Origin of the sequence: Pantoea ananatis LMG 2665 (genome assembly GCF_000710035.2) — a bacterium.
Classification (GTDB): Bacteria; Pseudomonadota; Gammaproteobacteria; order Enterobacterales; family Enterobacteriaceae; genus Pantoea; species Pantoea ananatis.
Genome location: NZ_JMJJ01000007.1, coordinates 113,129 through 133,177 on the forward strand (window position 1 = coordinate 113,129; position 20,049 = coordinate 133,177).

At 54.6% G+C, this 20,049-nt stretch carries 21 protein-coding genes; 5 read left to right on the forward strand and 16 right to left on the reverse strand.

Annotation, left to right across the window (positions count from 1 at the left end):
• Positions 1-15 precede the first annotated feature (15 nt).
• Entirely contained in the window at positions 16-1,767 is a 1,752-nt protein-coding gene (ggt, locus tag EL29_RS16800; protein WP_028715887.1) for a gamma-glutamyltransferase, read from the reverse strand.
• 203 nt (positions 1,768-1,970) lie between these two features.
• Here ggt and EL29_RS16805 point away from each other — a divergent pair, with 203 nt between their 5' ends.
• Positions 1,971-2,258 carry a DUF2756 domain-containing protein gene (locus EL29_RS16805; protein WP_014604833.1) on the forward strand — a complete coding sequence of 96 codons (288 nt, stop codon included), beginning with the start codon at positions 1,971-1,973 and terminating at the stop codon, positions 2,256-2,258.
• On the opposite strand, the gene ugpQ is transcribed toward EL29_RS16805, so the two are convergent.
• The 10 genes from ugpQ to EL29_RS16855 form a co-directional block, all read right to left on the reverse strand.
• The gene (gene ugpQ / locus EL29_RS16810; protein WP_022622524.1) at positions 2,255-2,998 is read right to left on the reverse strand and encodes a glycerophosphodiester phosphodiesterase; all 744 of its coding nucleotides are present in this window, start codon (positions 2,996-2,998) and stop codon (positions 2,255-2,257) included. The two genes, EL29_RS16805 and ugpQ, sit on opposite strands and share 4 nt — an antisense overlap.
• Entirely contained in the window at positions 2,995-4,068 is a 1,074-nt protein-coding gene (locus EL29_RS16815; protein ID WP_028715888.1) for a sn-glycerol-3-phosphate import ATP-binding protein UgpC, read from the reverse strand. Before EL29_RS16815 ends, ugpQ begins: the two co-directional genes overlap by 4 nt.
• 2 nt (positions 4,069-4,070) lie before the next feature.
• Positions 4,071-4,916 carry a sn-glycerol-3-phosphate ABC transporter permease UgpE gene (ugpE, locus tag EL29_RS16820; RefSeq protein WP_013027550.1) on the reverse strand — a complete coding sequence of 282 codons (846 nt, stop codon included), beginning with the start codon at positions 4,914-4,916 and terminating at the stop codon, positions 4,071-4,073.
• The gene (gene ugpA, locus EL29_RS16825; protein WP_014594803.1) at positions 4,913-5,800 is read right to left on the reverse strand and encodes a sn-glycerol-3-phosphate ABC transporter permease UgpA; all 888 of its coding nucleotides are present in this window, start codon (positions 5,798-5,800) and stop codon (positions 4,913-4,915) included. Before ugpA ends, ugpE begins: the two co-directional genes overlap by 4 nt.
• A gap of 55 nt (positions 5,801-5,855) precedes the next feature.
• Positions 5,856-7,172, reverse strand: coding sequence for a sn-glycerol-3-phosphate ABC transporter substrate-binding protein UgpB (ugpB, locus tag EL29_RS16830; RefSeq protein ID WP_013027552.1), 1,317 nt, complete (start codon positions 7,170-7,172; stop codon positions 5,856-5,858).
• Positions 7,173-7,446: 274 nt separating this feature from the next.
• On the reverse strand, positions 7,447-8,154 hold the full coding sequence (gene livF / locus EL29_RS16835; protein ID WP_013027553.1) for a high-affinity branched-chain amino acid ABC transporter ATP-binding protein LivF: 708 nt from the start codon (positions 8,152-8,154) through the stop codon (positions 7,447-7,449).
• A 1-nt stretch (position 8,155) separates the two neighbouring features.
• Positions 8,156-8,923, reverse strand: a complete 768-nt coding sequence (gene livG / locus EL29_RS16840) for a high-affinity branched-chain amino acid ABC transporter ATP-binding protein LivG (RefSeq protein ID WP_013027554.1) — start codon at positions 8,921-8,923, stop codon at positions 8,156-8,158.
• Positions 8,920-10,191, reverse strand: a complete 1,272-nt coding sequence (locus EL29_RS16845) for a high-affinity branched-chain amino acid ABC transporter permease LivM (protein ID WP_013027555.1) — start codon at positions 10,189-10,191, stop codon at positions 8,920-8,922. Before EL29_RS16845 ends, livG begins: the two co-directional genes overlap by 4 nt.
• Positions 10,188-11,114 (reverse strand): high-affinity branched-chain amino acid ABC transporter permease LivH, encoded by a 927-nt coding sequence (livH, locus tag EL29_RS16850; RefSeq protein ID WP_014594805.1) that lies wholly within the window; start codon positions 11,112-11,114, stop codon positions 10,188-10,190. The genes EL29_RS16845 and livH overlap by 4 nt, the downstream gene beginning before the upstream one ends.
• Positions 11,115-11,251: 137 nt before the next feature.
• On the reverse strand, positions 11,252-12,376 hold the full coding sequence (locus tag EL29_RS16855) for a branched-chain amino acid ABC transporter substrate-binding protein (RefSeq protein WP_013027557.1): 1,125 nt from the start codon (positions 12,374-12,376) through the stop codon (positions 11,252-11,254).
• A gap of 402 nt (positions 12,377-12,778) precedes the next feature.
• Between EL29_RS16855 and panM the strand changes: the two genes are divergently transcribed.
• A complete protein-coding gene (gene panM, locus EL29_RS16860; RefSeq protein WP_014604831.1) occupies positions 12,779-13,165 on the forward strand; it encodes an aspartate 1-decarboxylase autocleavage activator PanM in 387 nt (128 codons plus the stop codon).
• 45 nt (positions 13,166-13,210) lie between these two features.
• Here panM and rpoH read toward each other — a convergent pair whose 3' ends face one another.
• From rpoH to ftsY, 4 genes are all read right to left on the reverse strand, one after another.
• Positions 13,211-14,068 (reverse strand): RNA polymerase sigma factor RpoH, encoded by an 858-nt coding sequence (gene rpoH, locus EL29_RS16865; RefSeq protein WP_013027559.1) that lies wholly within the window; start codon positions 14,066-14,068, stop codon positions 13,211-13,213.
• A 230-nt stretch (positions 14,069-14,298) separates the two neighbouring features.
• The gene (gene ftsX, locus EL29_RS16870) at positions 14,299-15,282 is read right to left on the reverse strand and encodes a permease-like cell division protein FtsX (protein WP_014594806.1); all 984 of its coding nucleotides are present in this window, start codon (positions 15,280-15,282) and stop codon (positions 14,299-14,301) included.
• Positions 15,272-15,940, reverse strand: coding sequence for a cell division ATP-binding protein FtsE (gene ftsE / locus EL29_RS16875; protein WP_013027561.1), 669 nt, complete (start codon positions 15,938-15,940; stop codon positions 15,272-15,274). Before ftsE ends, ftsX begins: the two co-directional genes overlap by 11 nt.
• A 5-nt stretch (positions 15,941-15,945) precedes the next feature.
• Complete coding sequence (gene ftsY / locus EL29_RS16880; protein ID WP_029571470.1) at positions 15,946-17,709, reverse strand: signal recognition particle-docking protein FtsY; 1,764 nt, start codon at positions 17,707-17,709, stop codon at positions 15,946-15,948.
• Positions 17,710-17,942: 233 nt separating this feature from the next.
• Here ftsY and rsmD point away from each other — a divergent pair, with 233 nt between their 5' ends.
• Together rsmD and EL29_RS16890 are read left to right on the forward strand one after the other, a co-directional pair.
• Positions 17,943-18,542 (forward strand): 16S rRNA (guanine(966)-N(2))-methyltransferase, encoded by a 600-nt coding sequence (rsmD, locus tag EL29_RS16885; protein WP_014594808.1) that lies wholly within the window; start codon positions 17,943-17,945, stop codon positions 18,540-18,542.
• Positions 18,532-18,801, forward strand: coding sequence for a DUF1145 family protein (locus tag EL29_RS16890; RefSeq protein WP_013027564.1), 270 nt, complete (start codon positions 18,532-18,534; stop codon positions 18,799-18,801). Before rsmD ends, EL29_RS16890 begins: the two co-directional genes overlap by 11 nt.
• 28 nt (positions 18,802-18,829) lie before the next feature.
• Here the strand turns inward: EL29_RS16890 and EL29_RS16895 are convergent, their stop codons facing one another.
• Positions 18,830-19,186, reverse strand: coding sequence for a DUF2500 domain-containing protein (locus EL29_RS16895; RefSeq protein WP_019106373.1), 357 nt, complete (start codon positions 19,184-19,186; stop codon positions 18,830-18,832).
• A 152-nt stretch (positions 19,187-19,338) separates the two neighbouring features.
• Between EL29_RS16895 and EL29_RS16900 the strand changes: the two genes are divergently transcribed.
• Positions 19,339-19,968 carry a lysoplasmalogenase gene (locus tag EL29_RS16900; protein ID WP_013027566.1) on the forward strand — a complete coding sequence of 210 codons (630 nt, stop codon included), beginning with the start codon at positions 19,339-19,341 and terminating at the stop codon, positions 19,966-19,968.
• Positions 19,969-20,049: the final 81 nt, after the last annotated feature.

Sequence of the window (20,049 nt, forward strand, 5' to 3'; positions counted from 1 at the left end):
GGCTGCCCGTTTTCATCAGTAACCTGCGCTCAGGTCATCTACGGTGCGCGGATCGGACGCGCCATACAGCGTACCGTCAGGCCCAATCATAATACTTTGGGTACTGCCCATCGACGGCAACACTTTCACATGCTGGCCTTTGGCCTCCAGTAACCGCAAGGTATCCGGACTGAATCCCTTTTCAACACGCAGCTGATCGGGCAGCCATTGATGATGGAAGCGCGGCGCGTTGGTCGCCTCTGCCACGTTCATCCCGTAATCAATACTGTTCACCACCATCTGCAATACCGTGGTGATAATGCGGCTGCCGCCCGGGCTACCCGTTACCAGCCATGTTTTCCCGTCTTTCACCACGATAGTCGGTGACATCGAAGACAGCGGACGCTTCCCGGCCTGCACGGCATTGGCTTCGCCGCCGACTAACCCGTAAACATTCGGCGTGCCCGGCTTGGCAGAGAAATCATCCATCTGGTTATTCATCAGAATGCCGCTGTTACCGGCGACGATACCGCTGCCGAAGTAGGTGTTAAGCGTGTAGGTGACAGCGACCGCATTGCCACTTTTGTCCACCACGGAGAAGTGAGTAGTTTGATTACTTTCGTAAGGGGCCAGTTTACCCGGCTTGATCTCGCTGGACGGGCGGGCTTTGGCAATATCAATCTGCTGCGCCAGTGACTTCGCATAGGCTTTGCTGGTCAGCGCCTGCCAGGGCACCTTGACGAAATCCGGATCGCCCAGATATTCGGAACGGTCCGCGTAAGCATACTTCTCCGCTTCCGCCATGACCTGCATCGCGTCCGCGCTGCCGAAGCCCATTTTGCCCAAATCAAAATTTTCCAGGATATTCAGGATCTGCACGATATGAATGCCGCCCGATGAAGGCGGTGGCATGGAAAACACCTCATAACCACGATAGGTGCCGCTGACGGGCTTACGTTCAACCGCATGATAGGCTGCTAAATCGGCTTTATTAATTAACCCGCCATGCTGGGCCATTTCGGCAGCGATTTGATCGGCAATTTTTCCTTTATAGAAGGCATCCGGGCCTTGCTGCGCAATCAGTTGTAAGCTGTGGGCCAGATTTTTTTGCACCAGACGGTCGCCCTTCTGCCACGGCGTACCATCAGCCTTATAGAAAATGGCTTTGCTATTGGGATGCGTAATCAGCACTTCCTTACCGTAGGTTTTCAGGTCATCCGCCAGCGCATCGTTGACGACAAAACCGTCACGCGCCAGTTTAATAGCAGGCGCCAGCAGCTTGCTGAGCGGCAGCGTGCCATATTTATTGACGGCTAAAGCAAAACCCGCCACGGTGCCGGGCGTACCTGAGGCCAGGTGCGAAGTGAGGGAAAGCTTGCTATCGGCATTTCCCTGCTTATCCAGGAACATATCGCGTGAAGCCGCCGCCGGGGCCATTTCACGGAAATCGATGGCCGTGGTCTGTCCTGATGCCGTGCGCAGCAGCATAAAGCCCCCACCGCCCAGGTTGCCCGCCTGCGGATGCGTGACCGCCAGCGCAAAGCCCACCGCAACGGCGGCATCCACGGCGTTCCCCCCCTGGCGCAGGATATCCACCCCAACCTGGGTTGCCAGCGCATCAACCGAGGCCACCATACCGTTATGCGCCTTAACCGGATGAAACGTATCGCTGTCGACACCATAAGAGACGGGCGGTGCCTGAACCGGCGCGGCACCCGCCCCGGTCACAACAGTAAAACTCATCAATAATGACCAGCCCAGCTGGCGCAGTTTGCCTTGCATCATCATGTTGTTTCCACTCTCCACTTTTATTTACATTTCTTTATTCTTTATGTAACTGACTACAAACACAGTCGAATATCAAGAATTAACGCAAATTCAGTGCACTCCTGGAGCAGGAATCTGAACCCGTGCATAGAATTATGATAACGACCCCGTGACCCGATTTGGGCACGCACACACAGCACCCGGTCGTTTACTGGAGGATAAAAATGAAAAAGTGGCTTATGGTTTTTGCCGCCCTGCTGCCGTTAAGCGGCATGGCGAACATGCTGAATAACACCAACAATCCTAATCAACCCGGCTATAACCCTAGCCAGCAGCGCATGCAAACGCAGATGCTCAACCAGTCGCAGCAACAACAGAACAAACTGCAACAGGATCAGCAGCGTCAGAATCAGGATTTACAGCGTAAACTGCAGGAACAACGAGACAGTGCCCAGCAGCGAGTGATTAAATCGCAGCCGGGCCAGCAGCAGAATCAACAGAGTCAGTATTAGCGGAAATCGGGGCCGATGATGTCGATGCTGTCCGTACAGATGGCATCAACGCCCCATTTCAACAGCGTTCTGGCCCGGTCAGGGCTGTTTACGGTATAAACCAGAATATGCAGATCGGCCTCTTTCAGTTCTGCCACCCGCGCCTCGGTTAACACCTTATGATTGAGATGAATGGAGGTGCAGTCGAGCGCGCGGGTTTTCGCTTTCCACGCGGTGTCCCAGCTATGGGACAACAGCCCACGCGGTAGCTGAGGTTCAGCCTGCATCGCGGCTTCCAGCGCCTCAAAGGAAAATGATGACAGCAATGGCAGCGTTTGTCCCTGCCACAGCGCGGCGGCTGCCTGAGCAATAGCGCGCCCGGTTTCTGCATCCGTTCCTGTTGTAGGTTTAATTTCGATATTGGCCATCATCCCATGCTGGCGACAGCGCTCGGCGACCTCATCCAGCCGGGCCAGCTTTTCCCCCTGAAACACATCGCTAAACCAGCCGCCCGCATCCAGCTGTGACAGCTTGTCCCAGGGCAGTTCACCCGCTACGCCCCAGCCGTTGCTGGTACGATCTAACGTATCGTCATGCAGCAGGAAAATATGCGCATCGGCCGACAGTTTGGCGTCGAATTCAATCATCAGGTGACCATATCTGGCGCCCGTATCAATTGCCGCAAGTGTATTTTCCGGTGCCAGCTTTCCTCCGCCCCGATGGGCGACGATGGGCGGATAAGGCCACTGTTTTTTACTCATTCCAGACGTTTCCCGTGCGTTGAATCGAAGAAATGTAGCGACCCCAGGGGCAGATGCAGCCATAAGGTACTGCCTGCTTCAGGGCGCTCGCTGTGGGGCAAGCGTACCACTAAACGTGCCTCACCGATGCGGCCATGCGCCAGATTATCCGCCCCGAGCATTTCCAGGGTTTCCACCCGGAACGGAATTCCGCCCTGCGCCTGGCTGCTGATCTGAATATGTTCTGGTCGTACGCCAAGGACGACGGGACGGTTGGCCCACTTCGCTTTTCCCTCGCCAATGGCTATCCCGTGGGAGGCATCAATCGTAAAGCGCGTCCCCTCCTGGCTGATATTGCCATGGATCAGATTCATGGCCGGTGAGCCCATAAAAGACGCGACAAACTGGCTGGCGGGCCGTTCATAGACCTCTACCGGCGTGCCGATCTGCTCCAGTATGCCTTTGTTCATGACCATGACGCGCTGTGCCAGCGTCATCGCCTCGACCTGATCGTGCGTCACGTACAGGCTGGTGGTTTGCAGACGACGGTGCAGCTGCTGAAGCTCCAGGCGCATCTGGACACGCAGGCGGGCATCCAGATTAGAGAGGGGCTCATCAAACAGAAACACGGCAGGCTCACGCACGATAGCGCGGCCCATGGCCACGCGCTGGCGCTGCCCACCCGATAACTCACGCGGACGGCGCGTCAGCAGGTGATCCAGCTCCAGGCTCCGTGCGGCTTCCAGCACACGTTGACGAACATGTTCTTTACTCATGCCGCGGATTTTCAGGCCGTAAGCCATGTTCTCTTCGACGGACATATGAGGATAGAGCGCATAGTTTTGAAACACCATGGCAATGCCGCGGTCTTTTGGCTCTTCGTGAGTGACACGTTTATCGGCAATATAGATATCGCCAGAGCTCACCCGCTCCAGTCCGGCGACCATACGCAACAGCGTGGATTTGCCACAGCCCGAAGGGCCCACCATCACCATAAACTCGCCGTCGTTGATCGTGACGTTGAGCGGTTGGATGATCTGATTTTTACCGTCGTAAGACTTGGTCACCGCCTGAAGGGTTACGCCTGCCATCTTTATTTCTCGCTCTCAACCAGACCACGCACAAAGGCGCGCTGCATAACAAATACCACCACCACCGGTGGAATCAGGGTTAACAACATTGCCGCCATCACTTCGTTCCACTGGGTCGGCGAACCGCTGGTGGAGATCATGCTTTTAATGCCAGCCACGGCAGTGCCCAGGTTGGCGTTATCAATGATTAACAGCGGCCAGAGATACTGGTTCCAGCCATAGATAAAGGTGATCACGAACAGCGCCGCCAGGTTAGTTTTTGACAGCGGCAGCACGATGTCCCAGAAAAAACGCATCGCGCTGGCCCCGTCAATGCGCGCCGCTTCGATTAACTCATCCGGTAGCGACATAAAGAACTGCCGAAACAGAAAAGTGGCGGTAGCTGAGGCCATCAGGGGCAGGGTCAGCCCGCTGTAGCTGTCCAGCAGATTAAGATCGGCGATAACCTGCACCGTCGGGAAAATGCGCACCTCAACCGGCAGCATCAGGGTAATAAAGATCATCCAAAAGAACAGCGAACGCAGTGGAAAACGAAACCACACCAGCGCAAAGGCCGACAGAATCGACACCAGGATTTTGCCAATCGTAATACCCAGCGCCATGATGACGCTGTTCATCAGCATCACGCTAAAGGCCGGACCGTTGCCGTTAACCCCGCGCGTCCAGATGTTCGAAATGTTTTCCCACAGGTGCGTGCCGGGAATCAGCGTCATCGGGACGTTATACACGGCGTCGTTATCCAGCGTAGCCGCCACAAAGGCGACATAGAGCGGAAACAGAATGGTCAGGATGCCCAACACCAGCACCACATGGCTGAATATGTCCAGTCCGCGACGGTTTTCAATCATTGGTATTGCACCTTACGCTCAACAAAACGGAACTGAATGACCGTCAGGCCAATCACCAGCAGCATTAACACCACGGACTGCGCGGCTGAAGAGGAGAGATCGAGGCCGGTGAAGCCTTCCCGGTAAATTTTATAGATAAGCGTGGTCGTTGCCTGAACCGGACCACCGCCTGTCGCGGCATCAATCACCGGGAAGGTATCGAAGAAGGCATAGATCAGATTGACCACCAGCAGAAAGAAGCTTACCGGCGTGATCAACGGGAGCGAAATCGAGAAGAAGCGGCGCACCGGCCCCGCGCCATCAATGGCGGCGGCTTCAACCAGCGACTTCGGTATCGACTGTAATGCCGCAAAAAAGAACAGGAAGTTGTAGCTCATCTGTTGCCACACCGAGGCCAGCACCACCAGAAACATAGCTTGACCGCTGTTTTGGGCAAAGTTCCAGTTATAGCCCATGTGGTTAAGCAGATAGCTGAGTAAACCCAGGCCGGGGCTGAACAGAAACATCCATAATACCGCGGCAATAACCGGCGCCACGGCGTAGGGCAACAGCAGCAGCATCTGATACAGCTTGCGCAGCCGCACGACATAGTCCACCAGTGCCGCCAGGAGCAAAGACGATACCATGCCAAAAAACGCCACCATCCCGCTGAACTTGATCGTGGTCCAGAAGGTATCCAGATAGAGGCTATCGGAAAACAGCCGTTTGAAGTTATCCAGCCCGACAAAGGTGCTGGAGATACCGAAGGGATCCAGGTTTTGCAGGGAATACCACAGCGCTTCACCCGCTGGCCAGACAAAGAAAATAGCGGTGATCAGGAGCTGCGGGAGCACCAGCAAATAGGGTAACAGGCGATTGCGAAACACCGGGCGAGATGGAGACATAACGTTCTCTGACTTTGGGGAAAAAAGGCCAGCCGGAGCTGGCCTGCACACCGGATTACTTGTTCTGTTGCTCGAAACGACGCAGCAGTTCGTTACCGCGTTTCACTGCGTTATCCAGTGCCGCCTGCGGTGACTGCTTGCCGGTCCAGACGCCTTCCAGCTCTTCATCCAGAATGGTACGGATCTGAGGCATATTCCCCAGACGCATGCCTTTGGTGTAAGGCAATGGTGGCTTGTTCATCATCTGGCGAATGGCGATATCCGCGCCTGGATTTTTATCGTAGAAGCCTTCTTTCTTCGTCAGCTCATATGCCGCAGTGGTAATCGGCAGGTAGCCGGTTTTCTGATGCCATTCCGCCGCAATTTTTGGCTCGGTGAGGAATTTCATGAATTCCGCTGCACCTTTGTAGGTGTTAGCATCTTTGCCCTTCATCACCCACAGGCTGGCACCGCCGATAATCGCGTTCTGTGGCGCATTCGGGATATCCGCATCGTAAGGCATCATGCCTACGCCGTAGTTGAATTTGGCATAATGACGGATGTCGGCCAGCGAGCCGGATGAGGCCGTCGTCATACCACAATCCCCGTTGTAGAACTTGGCGGTCGATTCATCTTTACGACCAAAATAGGTGAAGTCACCTTTCTTGTTCATATCTTCCAGTAGCTGGATATGACGAACCTGTGCCGGCTTGTTGAACTCCAGCACGGCATCAGTGCCGTCGAAACCATTGTTCTTGGTCGCCACCGGCAGACCGTTCCAGGCACTGAAGTTTTCAATCTGGATCCATCCCTGCCAGCCGCTGGCATAGCCGCAGCTCATGCCTGACTTACGCAGCGCGTCGGCATCCTTTGCCAGTTCCTGCCAGGTTTTTGGCGGCTGGTCCGGATTCAGGCCCGCTTTTTTAAACGCGTCTTTGTTGTAGTACAGCACGGGCGTGGAGCTGTTGAAGGGTTGAGAGATCAGCTGGCCTTGTGCGTTGCTGTAGTAACCGGCGACCGCAGGCACAAACTGCTTCTCATCCATTGGGATGCCAGCATCTTTAAACACCTGGTACACCGGCACGATGGCTTTGGAGGCCATCATGGTTGCCGTACCCACTTCGTAAACCTGTAACAGCGCAGGGGCTTTTCCTGTGCGGACCGCAGCGATACCTGCCGCCAGACTCTGTTCGTAGTTCCCTTTATACACCGGGACGATCTTGTAGTCGGGGTGCTCCTGGTTAAAACGTTGTGCCAGTGAGTCAACTTCTTTGCCTAACTCGCCTTCCATTGAGTGCCAGAAAGGGATCTCAGTTACGGCCAGTGCATTACCACTGATCGCCAGACCGAGCAGTGCGCTCATCAGGCTACGACGAAAAGTAACAACGGACATAGAATTTTCCTGTTCAGGTAGGTACGCGCGTTATCACGCATTTTTTGCTCGCGAAGTAACATGACACGCGGAAATGACGGAAAAATAACAGTCAGATGACGGAAAAATGACGACAGAATGTCAGAAGATGACAGGGATAAGCGGGATTAATGCATGATGACGACAGGCGAGTGCAGAAGAATGCAGCTAAGGCAGCGCTGAGAAACAGCGCCCACACCTGTACGAGGAGGGGCGCTGCCGGATCCTGGCCTGGCAGGAACGTCAGGCCAGAAAGCTAGGCGCCCAGATACGCGCTGCGCACGGCCTCGTTAGAAAGCAATGCCTCACCGCTGTCCTCCAGCACCACGTGACCGTTTTCCAGTACGTAGCCCCTGTCGGCCAGTTTCAGTGCCTGGTTCGCGTTTTGCTCGACCAGGAAAATCGTCATGCCTTCGCTGCGTAACTGCTCAATCGTATCGAATATTTGCTGAATAATAATCGGCGCCAGGCCCAGAGAAGGCTCATCGAGTAACAACAGGCGCGGCTGGCTCATCAGTGCCCGACCGATAGCCAGCATCTGCTGTTCGCCACCGGACATCGTGCCTGCCCGCTGAATTTTACGCTCAGCCAGACGCGGGAACAGCTGGTAAACACGTTCGATGCGCTGCAGATACTGCTGACGACTGGCAAAAAAACCGCCCATCGCCAGATTCTCTTCCACGGTCATACGTGAAAATACGCGACGGCCTTCAGGCACGATGGCAATGGCTTCACGCATAATGCGCGCCGTTTGCCAGTCGGTAATGGCTTTGCCATCAAAAGTAATGGTGCCGCTGGTGGCGCGCGGTTCGCCGCACAGCGTACCCAGCAGCGTGGTTTTACCGGCACCGTTGGCACCAATCAGCGTGACGATCTCACCCTGATCGATATGCAGGCTTACGCCATGCAGGGCCTGAATTTTGCCGTAATGCGCACTGACGTTATCAATGGTTAACATGGCCATATTACGCCTCTCCTAAATAGGCACGGATCACGTCCGGATTGTTACGAATCTCTTCCGGCGTGCCGTTAGCCAGTGGCGTTCCCTGATTAACCACATAGATACGATCGGAAATGCCCATGACCAGTTTCATGTCGTGCTCAATCAATAAAACGGAAACCTTATGTTCGCCACGTAACTCGGCAATCAATTCATCAAGCTCGTGCGTTTCTTTGGGGTTAAGCCCGGCGGCCGGTTCATCCAGCATTAAAATCTCCGGACGCGTCACCATGCAGCGGGCGATCTCCAGGCGGCGCTGCTGACCGTAGGCCAGATTACCGGCCTGGCGGTTGGCCATGTCCAGCAACCCGACGCGTTCGAGCCAGGTGGCGGCACGATCCAGCGCCTCGCCTTCACTGCGGCGAAAGGCGGGCGTTTTAATCAGGCCGGAAAAGACCCCGCTTTTCAGATGTTGGTGCTGCGCGACCAGCAGGTTTTCTATCACCGTCATTTCGCGGAACAGGCGCACATGCTGAAAGGTACGGACAATCCCCATGCGCGCGATCTTCTGCCCGGATAAACCAGCCAGATTCTTGTCACGCAAGGTAATGCTGCCGCCTGTTGGCTTGTAGAAACCTGTCAGGCAGTTGAACACGGTGGTTTTGCCTGCTCCGTTCGGACCGATAAGCGACACGATTTCCTGTGGACGCAGTTCCAGTTTGACGTTGTTTACGGCTAACAGACCGCCGAAGCGCATCATCAGGCCTTCAACGGCTAATAAAGGCTGACTCATGCCTGCTCTCCTTGTTTACCCTGCCTGAGTTTCAGGTGTGGACGCTTCATCGGCAATAAACCCTGCGGCCGCCAGATCATCATCAGCACCATCAACCCACCGAGGACCAGCATGCTGTACTCATTGAGGTCGCGCATCAGTTCACGCGACACCACCAGCAGAATGGCGGCCAGAATCACCGCAAACTGCGATCCCATTCCGCCCAGAACCACGATGGCCAGCACAAACGCGGATTCAACGAAGGTAAAGGATTCGGGACTGACAAATCCCTGGCGGGCGGCAAACAGCGTACCGGCAAACCCCGCAAAAGCCGCACTGATAGTAAAGGCAGTCAGCTTAATACGGGTCGGGCTTAAGCCCAGCGAGCGACAGGCAATCTCATCTTCACGCAGTGCTTCCCAGGCCCGTCCAAGCGGCATACGCAGCAGACGGTTAATCACAAACAGCGTCAACACCACTAACAGTAACGCCACCAGATACAGGAAAATCACCCTGTCGCTGGGATCGTACTTCATGCCAAAGACCTCGTGAAACGTGCCCCATCCCCCTTCACTGACGCGGCGGCCGAACTCCAGGCCGAAGAAAGTGGGTTTGGGAATCTGGGCAATACCGTTCGGTCCCCCTGTAATCGCGGTATTGTTAAGCAGCAGAATACGGACGATTTCGCCGAAGCCCAGCGTCACGATAGCCAGATAATCGCCGCGCAGCCGCAATACCGGGAACCCCAGCAGCAGGCCAAAGGCCGCGGCCACTAATCCGGCCAGCGGCAGGCTCTGCCAGAAACCGAAACCATAGTAATGATTGAGCAAAGCAAAGGTATAGGCACCGATGGCATAGAAGCCGCCATAGCCCAGAACCAGCAGCCCCGATAGCCCAACCACCACGTTCAGCCCCAGGCCCAGCATGATGTAGATGAGCGTCAGCGTCGCAATATCAACGCTGCCGCGCGAGACCAGAAAAGGCCAGATAACGGCAGCAGCGATCATTAACGCCATGACAAGTTTTTGCTTCGGCGTGGAACCATCAAACCCAGGCAGCACCAGACCGCCACTGCTGCGCTTCAGCTTGCCCTGAAGCAGCGGACGCAGCAGCTGGAACAGAAACACCACCGCACAACCGATAAATATCCAGTTCCAGCGCACGCTACCGGCATTGACCACCTGTAGCTTCGTACCATTCAGATCGAGGCGCATTCCCATAAAGAACGCAGCCAGAACCAGCAACATGACCGTAGAGATCAGCGCATTGACCAGACCAAGGCGTTTCATACTTTCTCTACCTCCGGACGGCCCAGAATGCCGGTCGGCATCACCAGCAGCACCACGATCAGTAAGGCAAACGACACCACATCTTTATATTCCGTGGAGAGATAAGCCGAGGTCAGGGCTTCAGCAATGCCCAGCACCAGACCGCCAATCATCGCGCCGGGAATACTGCCAATGCCGCCCAGCACCGCTGCGGTAAAGGCTTTCATGCCCGCCATGAAGCCGATAAAGGGGTTGATGGAGCCATAAAACTGGCCTAACAGCACGCCGGCCACCGCCGCCATCGCGGCACCAATCACGAAGGTCAGCGAAATGACGCGATCCGTATTAATGCCCAGCAGGCTGGCCATCTTCAGGTCTTCAGCACAGGCTCGGCAGGCGCGGCCCATGCGGGAATAGCGAATAAACAGGGTCAGCGCCAGCATGGTCAGGAACGTCACCACCCAGATCACCAGCTGCATCGTCGACAGCGTAGCCGCGAAACCATTGCTTTCTCCCAGCGTCCACTGGCCGGTAATTAAGCTCGGCAACGCAAGATCGCGCGAGCCCTGGGTGAGGCTGACGTAGTTTTGCAGGAAGATGGACATTCCGATGGCGGAGATCAGCGCAATCAGGCGCTTGGAAGAGCGAACCGGCCGGTAAGCCACGCGCTCAATGCTCCAGCCATAGGCGCTGGAAATAATCACTGCCATCACAAAGCCGGCGGCGATCATGAGCCATGAGGTATCAATGCCCATCATCATCAGGGCAGCAATCACCATAAAAGAGACATAGCTGCCGATCATATAGACCTCGCCGTGGGCGAAGTTGATCATGCCGATAATGCCGTAAACCATGGTGTAGCCAATGGCGATCAGCGCGTAGGTGCTCCCGAGGGTGACCCCGTTGAACATCTGCTGAATGAAATAGAGAAACTGCTCGGACATAATGAGGACCTACTCAGAAACCAGAAAACCCCTCTCCTGCCAGCAGGAGAGGGTTAGCAAGGCGAAAGCATTACCCCACAGGGCGCATCGCTTTGGCCTGCTTCCCCGAGCAAAGGCTGCAGGGAAGCGTCATGACCTTATTTAACCGCGGTGGATGAACCGTCTTTGTGCCATTTGAAGACACCAAACTCGAAGCCTTTCAGATCGCCTTTCTGATCCCAGCTCAGGTCACCCATCACTGTCGGCACAGGCGCGCCGGTTTTCAGGTTCTTCGCAATCGCATCTGGCTCATCGCTCTTACTGCGTTCAATACCAGTTACCAGAGACTGAATCGCCGCGTAGGTTGTCCAGACAAAGGGGCCGGTTGGATCTTTGCGGTTAGACGCGGTATTCGCTTTAATGGCTTCAACAATCGCCTTGTTCTGCGGCAGCTGGTCGTAACGTTTTGGTAAGGTTACATACAGCCCTTCAGAAGCGTCGCCTGCGATGTTAGACAGCGAGGCGTTACCCACACCTTCTGGTCCCATAAAGCCGGCTTTCAGGCCTGCCGCTTTCGCCTGGCGCAGAATCTGGCCCAGCTCCGGGTAGTAACCACCGTAGTACACGAAATCCACGTTCTCTTTCTTCAGACGCGCAACCAGCGTAGAGAAATCTTTATCGCCCGCGGTGATACCTTCGAACATCACCACGTTGCCGCCTTTGGCCTTCAGGGTTTTTTGTACGGATTCCGCGAGGCCCTGGCCGTACTGCTGTTTGTCATGCACCACAGCGATACGTTTAGGTTTGATCACATCCAGAATGTAGTTCGCCGCCGTTGGGCCCTGGTCAGAATCCAGACCGGTGGTGCGCATCACATCTGCATAGCCACGTGCCGTGAGTTCAGGTGCCGTGGCCGCGGGGGTAATCATCAGCACGCCTTCGTCGTTGTAGATATCTGAAGCGGGCTGAGTTGAGGAGGAGCACAGGTGGCCGATAACATACTTAATGCCGTCGTTGATCACCTTGTTCGCCACCGCAACCGCTTGTTTTGGGTCGCAGGCGTCGTCATATTCCACACCGACCAGTTTGTCGCCGTTCACGCCGCCTTTGGCATTAATATCTTTAATCGCCTGTGCAGCGCCGGTAAATTCCATATCACCATATTGCGCGACCGGACCAGTAGCGGCACCTACGATAGCTATTTTAATCTCTTTCGCCATTGCCGCATGGCTCATCGCCAATGCAACGCATCCTGCCAGTAACGCGCGACCTGTCATTTTCATGCGAACTACCCCATCAGTTGTGTCGTGTTTGTTGTGAGTGGTTTTATTTTCTGCCAGATAAAGTGGAAAACTGATTTAACAATAATGAGTTAGCACGCTTTTCTGGCTTTTATTAATAATAAGGCTTTATATTTCAGTCTATTAAACAGGAAGTTTATTCTGTAAAGCAACTGACATATTCATGATTCGCAGCCAAAAGCAGCATAATCCTCTGGAGCCAATGCGTGGCTTTTACTCACCAGGCCAGCGCGTTATGCTGCCTTTAAAAGCGGATAGCATGTTTATAGCTATTATCCTGGCACTCTGTCGCTGTTTTGACCTGTTTTATTGCCTAAAATGTGCCAGGGTTCCGGTAACGGGAATTGACTACACTAACGACTTTTACACGCACAGGTGTTTATTATGAAGCTCACCATTTTGCGTCTCACCTCGTTGACGCTACAGGACCGGATAGATCTGGGGAAAATCTGGCCTGAGATCGATATAGAAAAGCTGGAGACAGCGTTGAATGAAAGCCATCGTCTTTATGCGGCGCGCTTCAACGATCGTCTACTGGCTGCATTACAACTTGAAATTTCAGGTATTCACGGCAAAGTGCATCACTTGGCTGTAAGAGATGTTACCCGGCGACGTGGCGTAGGACAGTATTTGCTGGAAGAGACGATGAAGCAGAATCCATCGTTAAACGACTGGTGGATTGCCGATGACGGCAGTGACGATCAACGTATTCGGGCGGCGTTTATGCAGGCCTGTGGTTTTCGCGCCCAGGTTGACGGCTGGGTAAAATAAAAAAACAGACAATAAAAAAGGGCGACCTGAAGTCGCCCTGTCTCGTCAGGCTTCGATAGCCATTCGGAGTTTCTTCATCGCGTTCTTTTCAAGCTGTCGGACGCGCTCTGCGGAAACGCCATAACGATCGGCCAGTTCCTGCAGGGTAGTTTTGTTGTCCTCATCCAGCCAGCGGGCGCGAATGATATGCTGGCTGCGCTCGTCCAGGCCTTCCATTGCGTACGTCAGCTTGTCGGCTGCATGTGACTCCCAGTTATCCTCTTCGATACCGTCGGCAAAATCAGAGGTTTTATCCTGGAGATACAGCACCGGCGCCATGGATTTACCTTCACCGCTTTCATCATCAGCGGACATATCGAAGGTCATATCCTGAGCGGCCATGCGCGATTCCATTTCCCGCACATCTTTGCTGCTCACGCCCAGCTCGCGCGCGACCATTTCTACTTCGTCCTGATTAAACCAGCCCAGGCGCTGCTTGGTTTTACGCAGGTTAAAGAACAGCTTGCGCTGTGCTTTCGTGGTCGCCACTTTCACGATGCGCCAGTTACGCAGCACATATTCGTGAATTTCCGCTTTAATCCAGTGCACGGCAAAGGATACCAGACGGACGCCAACTTCAGGATTAAAGCGACGAACGGCTTTCATCAAGCCGATGTTACCTTCCTGAATCAGGTCAGCCTGAGGCAGGCCGTAACCTGAATAGTTACGAGCGATATGAACAACAAAGCGTAGGTGAGACAGGATCAGCGTCTTAGCCGCATCCAGATCGCCCTGGTAATGCAGCCGTTCAGCCAACGCCTTTTCCTCTTCTGCCGACAGCATCGGCCAGGTGTTGGCAGCCCGAACGTAAGATTCCAGGTTGCCCAGAGGAGCAATAGCTAAAGTTTGCATTTCTTTGGTCATTCAAACCCTCACAAAATCAGTGGAATTGCCGCATCTTTCCATAAGCGCACGTCACATTATGTCAACGTCGCAGGAAAACCAAAAGCAATCTGTGCTACTTGGAAAACAAAGTTATCCACAAGTTCAATTTTAGCAGTGAATATTTTACACACAGATGACAGCGGGGCAATATCCTCTGCACCCATTGTCGGCAGCAGAGGATGATTATAACAAAAAAATGTTGCAGAGGTTTACTGCGGCGTAAATCGGCGTAAATGTTGTACCGTAGCCAGCCAGGCCGCAACCCATCCAATAATCGCCGCGATCAGCAGCAGCAACAGTGCCTCATCCCAGGAGAACCCTTCCAGCGAGAAGGTCGTGCCAAACACCGAGGCAACATGCGCCACCACGGACTGCAAACGCAGGACCAGCACTTCGGAAAGAAGCAGCGATAACACGGCACCAGAGAAACCTAACAACGCACCGCCATACAGGAACGGACGCAGAATAAACCCGTCGGTCGCCCCGATCAACTTCTGCACGTTGATGGTATCGCGCCGGGCAAAAATGCTCAGCCTGACGCTGTTGCCAATCACCAGGAACACCGCCACGATCATTAAGATACCGATCATGGAGGCAATCTGCCCCACCAGCCCGGTCAGCGCCGCAAGACGAGCAAACCAACTGTCATCCATGCGCACTTCGTCAACGCCCTGCACTTTCGCCACCCTGTCGCGCAGAGTTTGTAGCGTGTCGGAATTCTGGAAGGTAAGTTTAGGCGTAATAATGACCACGGCCGGGAGAGGATTCTGCTCCAGCATATCCATCGCGCCGCCAAAGCCTGACCAGTTACGGAATTCGTTCAGGGCTTCTTCGCGCGTAAGGTAGTTAACGTGGTCCACGCCATCGACCTGCTTCAGCTGAGTCGTCACATTTTCGGCGGCGGCATCATCCAGCGTTTTGGAGAGATAGACCGTCAGCTGCGGCGCGGGATACCACTGAGTGGCGGCCTGGCTAACGTTTTTCCACACCATGTAACACACGCTGGGCAACGTCAGAGAGATCGCAATAACCATCACCGTCAGCAACGTCGCTAACGGCTGACGCCACATGTCAGACAACGTACCGCGCAGCGCATAGCGCCACTGCTCCTGCCAGCCGCCGCGTAACGCTTTGCTTTTCGACGGTTGCTTCGCCTTCGGCGCGGCCGCGCGTTTGTTGCGTTTATTGACCATCGTGGCCTCCGTGCAGGCGTCCTTTATTTAGCGTCATCACCCGATAATTTCGGCGACCGATTAGCCCCACATCGTGTGTCGCCATCAGGACCGTCACCCCAACGCGGTTAAACTCTTCAAACAGGCGCAGGATGTCTTCAGACAGCGCCTCATCCAGGTTACCGGTTGGTTCATCAGCCAACAGCACCGCCGGTTTATTCACCACGGCGCGTGCAATACCCACGCGCTGCTGTTCACCACCGGAAAGTTGAATAGGATAACTTTTCGCTTTGTCGAGCAGGCCCACTTTATCTAGCGCGGCTGAAACACGCCGCCGGATATCTTCCCCGCTGGCACCGGAGATGATCAGCGGAATGGCCACGTTGTCATAGACAGAACGATCCATCAGCAGGTGGTGATCCTGAAAGATCATACCAATCTGACGGCGCAGAAACGGCACCTCGCTGTTACGCAGGCGTGAAATGTCATGCCCGCTAAACCAGATTTGTCCGGCGCTGGGACGCTCAATGCCACAAATCAGCTTCAGCAAGGTACTTTTCCCTGCGCCAGAATGGCCGGTCAGAAACGCCATTTCACCGGGACGTAGATGAAAATCTACGCCCTGCAGCGCCTGACGTCCGCCGAGATATGCCTTACTGACCTCTTCAAAGCGAATCATCCTAATTAGTCCTCTCGGGCAAACAATGCCTCAATAAAATCCTCGGCCTTGAACGGCCGTAAATCTTCGATGCCTTCTCCGACACCGATATACCGGATAGGGATGCCAAACTGATCTGCCACCGAGAAAATCACACCGCCTTTGGCCGTGCCATCCAGTTTTGTCAGGGTAATACCGGTCAGACCAACCGCTTCATGGAACAGTTTGGCCTGGCTGATGGCATTTTGCCCGGTGCTGGCATCAATTGTCAGCATGACTTCATGCGGCGCCTGCTCATCCAGTTTTTTCATGACGCGCGTAATTTTCTTCAGTTCTTCCATCAGGTGCGATTTGTTTTGCAAACGGCCTGCGGTGTCGGCGATTAACACGTCAACGCCACGGGATTTCGCGGCCTGAATCGCATCGAAAATCACCGAAGCGGAATCGGCACCGGTATGCTGCGCCACCACAGAAATGTTGTTACGCTGGCCCCATACCTGAAGCTGTTCAACGGCCGCTGCACGGAAGGTGTCGCCCGCCGCCAGCATGACCGACTTGCCTTCTGCCTGATACTGACGAGCCAGCTTGCCGATGGTGGTCGTTTTACCTACGCCGTTAACACCGACCATCAAAATGACAAAAGGCGTTTTGCCTTCAACATTAAGCGGTTCTTCCACTTTCGCCAGAATGTCGGCCATTTCAGTTTTCAGCAGGCCATAAAGCGCCTCTGCATCGCGAAGCTGTTTACGGTCGGCATGTTGCGTCAGGCTGGTGATGATACGGCGCGTCGTTTCGACCCCCACATCCGCAATCAGCAGTTGCTCTTCGAGCTCTTCAAACAGCTCATCATCAATCTTTTTGCCACGGAACAGGCCGATAAAACCCGATCCCAGGTTCTGACGGGTTTTCACCAGGCTGCGTTTCAGGCGGGCAAAGAAGCCCTCTTTTGTCGGACGATCCTGCTCCTGCGTCACCAGTGGCGCGGCGGCTAAAGGAAGATCGCTGACGGTATCTGTTGGCTCCACCCGATCGGCGTTTTCTGGAACATCCTGAACGGCATCCGCGTCGGCCAGCGCCAGTGCGGCGAGTTCGTCATCGCTGAGCGGTGCTTCGTCTGCCACCGGGACAGGTTCGGACTGAAGGATTTCAGGCTCGTGCGGCGTAACCTCCACGATATCCGCATCGGCCAGCGCCAGCGCGGCGAGTTCGTCATCGCTGAGCGGTGCTTCGTCTGCCACCGGGACAGGTTCGGACTGAAGGATTTCAGGCTCGTGCGGCGTAACCTCCACGATATCCGCATCGGCCAGCGCCAGCGCGGCGAGTTCGTCATCGCTGAGCGGTGCTTCGTCTGCCACCGGGACAGGTTCGGACTGAAGGATTTCAGGCTCGTGCGGCGTAACCTCCACGATATCCGCATCGGCCAGCGCCAGCGCGGCGAGTTCGTCATCGCTGAGCGGCGCCTCATCGTCCACTGGCTCGGACGCAGGTTCTGCGGGCGTGATAACGCCATCATGCGGATCAGGCACGTTTTCAGCCGATGGGGTAATTGCTGTCAGCTTTACTTCGCTATCGGGATCCGCTGCGTGTTGCTGTTCAACGACTTTTTCAGTCGTTGCAACGGTCTCTTCCGCGTGGATCTCCGCCTGACTTATTGCCGGGGCTTCCTGTTCTGGCTGCTGGACTTCCGGTTGTGCAGTTTGTGATGCCTGCGCTTCCGTTGAGGGTTGTTTCTCTTCTTCTTTGCCAAATCCCAGCCAGGAAAAAAAGCCTCGTTTTTTCTCTTTTGCCATTGTGTAACCACACTCCTCGATGGCTTCATCCCGGTAGCACAATGTTCCCAGGGTTAAAAACAGTATTGGTGATAAACGCCAGATGAGCGTCAAACCGCAGAATTATGCATAACAGCAGCAACGCTGTAGTCTAACACTTTCCAGCCAGCTCACCACAGCACCCTTTTTTAACGTTTCTTCTCATCGTTTCGCCCGTTAAACTACGCAACAAATTATGAAGATTTGTGAGCAAGATGATAAAACCTCCCCGTAAGACTGGTGGTGCAGGCCAAATCCGCATTATTGGCGGACAGTGGCGCGGCCGCAAATTGCCGGTGCCGGACAGTGCCGGACTGCGTCCGACTACCGACAGAGTGCGTGAAACGCTGTTTAACTGGCTGGCACCCTCTATTCAGGCGGCCAACTGTCTGGACTGCTTTGCCGGCAGTGGTGCGCTGGGGCTGGAAGCCTTGTCGCGTTTCGCCGCGTCGGCAACGTTACTGGAGCTGGAGCGCCCGGTGGCGCAGCAGTTGGCCAAAAATTTACAGACGCTTCAGGCCGCCAACGGCCAGGTTGTGCAGACCAATACGCTGACATGGCTGGCGCAGAGCGGTAAGCCGTTTAATATCGTGTTTATCGACCCGCCGTTTCGTCAGGGCCTGCTGGAACAAACGCTGCAACTGCTGGAGAATAACGGCTGGCTGACTGCTGACGCACTCATCTACGTTGAAAGTGAAGTTGAACGCGGTGCTCCCCCGGTTCCAGCACACTGGGATCTATACCGCGAAAAAATTGCCGGCCAGGTGGCCTATCGCTTATATCAGCGCCAACAGGAGACACACGATGTTACTTAATTTAGGACGCCTGCTGATGCTGTGCGTATGGGGTTTTTTACTGTTTAACCTGATTCATCCTTATCCTAAGCCACTGACCTGGTTTATCAATGTGGCTCTGATATTTATGATTCTGATGCATGGTCTGCAGTTGGTCCTGCTGCGCACCACCCAAGGTAAAGATGCGCCGCCGATCGATCGTGTCACCCAGATAAAAGTCTTTTTGTTTGGCGTATTCGAACTGGTCGCGTGGCAGAAAAAAAACTTTCCACGTAAGTAAGTCGTCACGGCGGGCACCTGGCCCGCCGTCAGTGCCGGGCGGGCGTAAACTGAATAAAGCGCGAGCCCTGCAGAGTCAGTTCCCCTTGCGTGCCCTTGTCCATCAGATGGTAGTCGCTTTCACTTACCCGCATCTTAATATCGCTTTCGCCGTTCAGCGGATGAAACCAGGCCTCATAGCGCATTTCATCACCGGCGATCACTTCCCGTTCACGCGAGCGCCGACTGGAAACAGAAAACTCACGTTTGGCTTTCACTTCGACTGTCAGGGTGCGAACCGGCGAGGCATCGTTGACGGCGGCTTCACGCCGCTGTTTGATGAACTGGCGAGTCGCTAAAACGGCGATAACAGCCAGCACAATGATAAAAAGTAGCGGTGGTTTCATAATATCCCAACGTTTCTCAGGTTACAGATGGCGTACATGGCGCGCTAAAGCATACAACCAGAGTTGACCGATTGTCACATCAGGCTGGCGTAACCTAGACTGACAGGAGTATTTCAGGAACTGTCACCATTTTTGGTCAATAGGGAGAAGCAATGCTCTGGTCCTTTCTCGCGGTACTTTTCTCCGGCTGGCTGTATGTGGATGCCTCTTACCGGGGACCTCAATGGCAACGCTGGTTATTCAAGCCGGTAACCTTACTGCTGTTAGTCGGCCTCGCCTGGCAAGCCCCCACGCGCAACACGTCAGACTATCTGATTGTGGCCGGGCTGGTCGCCACACTTGTCGGCGATACGCTGACGCTGCTTCCACGTCAGCAGACGCTCTACGCGCTGGGCGCGTTTTTCCTGTCGCATCTGCTCTATACGCTGTGCTTCGCCGCCAACATGACGATGAGTTTCTACTGGCCCATTCCGCTGACCTTTTTGATCATCGGGGTTGTCGTGATTGGCATTCTGTGGAGCAAGCTGGAAACGCTACGCTGGCCGGTCTGTACGCTTATTGGCATGACGCTGGTGATGAACTGGATGGCGGCAGAGCAATATTTTTTCCGTCCCAGCGATTACAGCTTTTCGATTCTCGTCGGTTCGGCCCTGCTTCTTTTGGCCAATATTGTGTGGTTTATCAGCCATTACCGTCGCCGCTTTAGCGCGGACAGCGCCATTGTCGCAGCCTGCTATTTTGCGGGCCACTTTATGATTGTCCGCTCCCTGTGGATTTACTAAGAAAGCGTCACAATAAATCTGAAGATGGAATAAACCGTCGGGTGTAAGATAAGGCGTGGGCATGGTGCCCACGTCTTCCGG